The sequence below is a fragment of the Stenotrophomonas pictorum JCM 9942 genome (genome assembly GCF_001310775.1).
GTDB lineage: Bacteria > Pseudomonadota > Gammaproteobacteria > Xanthomonadales > Xanthomonadaceae > Stenotrophomonas > Stenotrophomonas pictorum.
The window spans coordinates 1-4,253 of record NZ_BAZI01000239.1; the positions used below are offsets into that span (position 1 = coordinate 1).

3 protein-coding genes and 2 pseudogenes are annotated in these 4,253 nt (G+C 67.2%); 3 read left to right on the plus strand and 2 right to left on the minus strand.

Going from position 1 to position 4,253, the window contains the following annotated elements; translation table 11 throughout:
* A pseudogene (locus JCM9942_RS11505) lies at window positions 1-858 on the minus strand (hypothetical protein); the annotation flags it as partial.
* 28 nt (window positions 859-886) lie between these two features.
* Window positions 887-3,051 (minus strand): annotated as a pseudogene (locus JCM9942_RS11510) (RelA/SpoT family protein).
* A gap of 54 nt (window positions 3,052-3,105) precedes the next feature.
* On the opposite strand from JCM9942_RS11510, the gene JCM9942_RS11515 reads away from it, so the two are divergent.
* From JCM9942_RS11515 to JCM9942_RS11520, 3 genes are all read left to right on the plus strand, one after another.
* Window positions 3,106-3,621: a hypothetical protein gene (locus JCM9942_RS11515; protein WP_054659794.1), complete on the plus strand. Its 516-nt coding sequence runs from the start codon at window positions 3,106-3,108 to the stop codon at window positions 3,619-3,621.
* A 101-nt stretch (window positions 3,622-3,722) separates the two neighbouring features.
* Window positions 3,723-3,857 carry a DUF4124 domain-containing protein gene (locus JCM9942_RS20765; RefSeq protein WP_157722884.1) on the plus strand — a complete coding sequence of 45 codons (135 nt, stop codon included), beginning with the start codon at window positions 3,723-3,725 and terminating at the stop codon, window positions 3,855-3,857.
* The coding region (locus JCM9942_RS11520; protein WP_054659796.1) for a hypothetical protein at window positions 3,854-4,253 on the plus strand (400 nt) is incomplete at its 3' end. The genes JCM9942_RS20765 and JCM9942_RS11520, both read left to right, overlap by 4 nt.

Genomic DNA, 4,253 nt, shown 5'->3' on the forward strand with positions numbered 1-4,253 from the left:
TGCGGCCGCCGCCTGTAGACGCCCGCGCGCGAAATCGCGTTCGGCTTTGCGCCGGGCCTGCTCCAGGGCACCGCTGAGCACCGCACGCGCCGAGGGCAGGTCGTAGTGCCCCGGATCGAATTCCTCCACCCGGTACAACCGCTGCGCGGCATCCTCCACCTTGCCTTGGCGGGCCAGATACTTGGCCTGCAGCAGCAGATCCGAAAGCGCATCCTCGCGTCCTTCCAGCGCCTGCATCCGGTCAGGCTGGATTGCCAACACCTGTTGATACAGCGGCAAGGCACTGTCCGGGCCCTCATCCAGCCGCCCCTGCGCTTGCGCGGCCTGCGCCTGCTGCAACAACCGCTCCACGCCGCCGCCATCGTGCTTCACACGCTGCAACGCGGTGGCGATTGTTTCGATCTCCCTCTCCGGCAACTGCAGTTGCCGCGCCAGCGCCAGTGCCGATCGGGCTGCGTCATAGTCGCCTGCGGCGAGGTGATGCCGGGCCTGCTGCAATGCCGCCTGTCCGGTGCGCCCCAGCGCGTCCTGGACATCGCGACGGTCCGGATCCAAGGCGGCGGCGGCCTGGAAGCGTTCACGTGCGCCGCTGCCATCAGGCGCGCTCAGACGGCCTTCGGCCAGCGCGCGTTCACCTTCATCGAGCAACTGCTGGATTTTCGTTTCCGGCCACAGCCAGTCGGCCAACGGTTGCCGCACGAGCATCAGCAGCAGCGCCAGTACCGCCACGCCCACCGTGATCGAACGCCAAGCACGCGGGCTGCTCCAGCCACGGGCCACCCACCAGCGCACGTACAGCCGCAACCGGTCGCCAACGGTTCCCGACCACTCCCTGCAGCGTTGCCAACTGTTTCCCATCCGATCAGCTTACCGGCTTGAGCTTGCTTCAACCCAGTCGGCGCGCCTCGCTCACTCCCGGCAACGCATCGAGCTTGCCGAGCAGGGTGGACAACTGGCCGTAATCACTGACCTTCAGTCGCAGGCGCAGCTGTATCCGGCCACTGTCGCGCACGTTGTCGCTGTTGATGTTGAGCACGTAGGCATCTTCCTGCGCGATCAGGTTGGTGATGTCTTTGAGCAGCCAGCGGCGATCGGCCGCCCGTACCAGCACATCAACCTCATAACCGGAACCGGCGCGACCCCACTCCACCGGCAACACCCGCTCCGGATGCGCGCCACTCAAGCGTGCCAACGCCGCGCAATCCATACGATGCACAGTGACACCGCGGCTCTGGGTGAGATAGCCGGCAATCGGCTCGCCGGCCACCGGCTGGCAGCACCGCGCCAGCTGCACCAGCAGGTTGCCCACGCCCTGTACGGTGAAGTCGGATTTGCCAAGCTGTCGCGGCGTGCGGTCGGGCGCGGCATGACCGGCACCGCCGGCTGCGATGCCGCCCGCTCGGCCTCCAGCAACGCCCGACTGACCTGGCTGGGGCCGGTGTCACCCAGCGCCACCTGGATGTAAAGATCCTCCACGCTGTCGGCATGGAACTTCTTCGCCGCCACCATCAGATCCGCCTGCTGCAGGCCAAGGCGTTTGAGTTCCTTGTCCAGCAGTTCGCGGCCGGCCTGCACGTTGCGGGCCCGATCGAGCTTGTGGAACCAGCCACGCACCTTCTCGCGCGAGCGGTTGCTGGCCAGATAGCCATTGGACGCCAGCAGCCAGTCGCGGCGCGGATCGGCCTCCTTGCCGGTCAGGATCTCCACCCGGTCGCCGCTGCGCAGCCGATAGGTCAACGGCACGATGCGGCCGTTGACCTTGGCGCCGCGGCAGCGGTGTCCGACCATGGTGTGCACGTGGTAGGCGAAATCAAGCGGCGTCGCTCCGGCCGGCAGATCCATCACCTCGCCCTTGGGGCTCAGCGCGTACACCCGGTCCTCGATCAGCTCCGCATCCAGCGCGCCGGCCAGATCCTCCGGATGGGCCGCATCCTGCGCCTGCTCCAGCAGCTGCCGCATCCAGGTGATCTTGCGGTCGAATGCCTTCTCCGCGCCCTTGCCGCCTTCCTTGTACTTCCAGTGCGCGGCCACGCCCAGCTCGGCCTGCGCATGCATCTCGTGGGTACGGATCTGCACCTCGATGGTGCGCCCTTCCGGGCCGATCACCGCGGTGTGCAGCGAGCGGTAGTCGTTGGCCTTGGGCCGGGCGATGTAGTCGTCGAACTCGCTGGGAATCGGCGTCCACAACGCGTGCACCACGCCCAGGGTGGCATAGCAGGCGCCCACATCGTCGACCATCACCCGTACCGCACGCAGGTCGTACAGCTGCTCGAAGGCCAGCTGCTTTTTCTGCATCTTCCGCCAGATGCTGTAGATGTGTTTCGGCCGCCCGCTGACTTCGGCGGCGATGCCCTGCTCGGCCAGTGCCGCCGACAGCTTCTTCTTGACCGTCTCGACGTAGCGCTCGCGCGCGATGCGGGTTTCATCCACCTCGCGCGCGATATGCCGATAGGTTTCCGGATCGAGGAAACGGAACGCCAGGTCCTCCAGCTCCCACTTCAGCTGCCAGATACCCAGGCGGTTGGCCAGTGGCGCGTGGATGTCTCGAGTCAGCTGCGCCAGCGCACGCCGTTGCGCATCGGGCAATTTGTCGGCCGCGCGCATGCACGCCAGCTGCCGCGACAGCAGGATCGGCACCACGCGCAGGTCGTGGATGATCGACAGCAGCAGCCGGCGCAGGCCCTCGCTGTTGCGTCCGGCATCGCGACCGGCGTGCAGCGCCCAGACCTGGTCGGCGGCATCCTGTCCTTCCAGCAGGCCGTTGACTGCCGCCGCCGAGGCTCCCAGCGGCAACGCCGCCAGTTGCGCGCGCAGGCCCGGCAGATCGAACAGCAGCGCAGCGATGATCACCGCCTCATCGGCCGAGAGCAGTGCCAGCGCATCCAGGGTGTCGCCCAGTACCGGCCATGGCAGGCGGGGCTCGGTGGGGATATCGGGCTGCTGCCAGAGTTCCAGCAGCGCCTGTCGCAGGGGCGCGGCCAGCGCACTGGTGGAGGGGCGCTGCAGCAGCGCATCCAGGCCAAGGGAGGAGGAACGGTTCACAGCAGTCAATTACGGGCAGTTCCCCCTACACTAGCGCCCAACCCTCTCCGGGAACAATCGTCCATGAAGCTGCCCCGCCTGTCCGTTCTGTTTGCCGTGACCGCGCTGTCGCTGGTCCCGCTGTTTTCCGCCCACGCCCAGCGCCTGGTCCAAGGTGACCTGCAGCAGCAGATGTCCGCCGCCGAGTTCAGGGCCGCTGGCCTGGACAAGCTCAGCGCGGACGAGCTCAACGCGTTGAACAACTGGTTGCAGGGCAAGGTTGAACAGGCCGCCGCCTCGGCCTTGGAAAGCGCCCGCGAAGAGGGCCGCCAGGAAGTGATCGTGAAAAACCGCGGCTTTCTGGCCTTCGGCTCGAACGAGCCGATCCAGGCGCAGCTCGAAGGCGAGTTCCGGGGCTTCGGCAAAGGCCGCCAATACACCCTGGACAACGGCCAGGTCTGGGAACAGACCGATGACACCAGTGCCGGCGGCATCCGCAAGCAGGCACCCACGGTGCGCATCACCCCCGGACTGATGAATGTCTGGTACCTGCAGGTCGATGGCCTGAACACCCGCGCCAAGGTCCGTCGCACCAGGTAGTCCACCTGCTGCCGCGATCACGGACGCGCCGAGTGGGCGTCCCGCTCCGCCCCCCACTCTTCCCCTCGGCACCTGCCGCTCTCAAGACGCCGTTGACCACCATGCCCGTGATCGTGCTGACATTGTTGTTACTCCTGCTTCCGGCCAGCGCTGCGGCGCAGGTCTACAAGTGCAAAGGGAAATCCGGGGAAACGGCCTATTCGGAGTCTCCCTGCGATGCCAGGCGCAACCGATGAAGCTGCGCGATGAGCCGCCCGCAGCGCCGTCGGGCCCGGCTCCGACAACGGAAGCCGCCGCAACGGGCGAAGTACAGCCCGCCACACCCGCCTCCACCACGTCGGCCACCGAGCAGGAAGCCGCACGCGCCGCTGAGCGCAGCTGCATCGCCAACGTCACCGCGTCGATCTATGGACCTTCCAACGACCGCGTGAGCGTGCTGCAGCAACAGCTGTCCACGTTGAACGACCAGTTGACCGCCACCACCGACCCGCAGCGTACACAGGCCTTGCGCACGCGCATGGGCACCCTGCGTCAGGCGATCACCCGCGAGCACGGCAACGCGCATACACAGATGAACGATGCCCGCCGCCGCTGCGCGGAACGGCACCGGCCGGCGCCGCCACCTGTGCGCT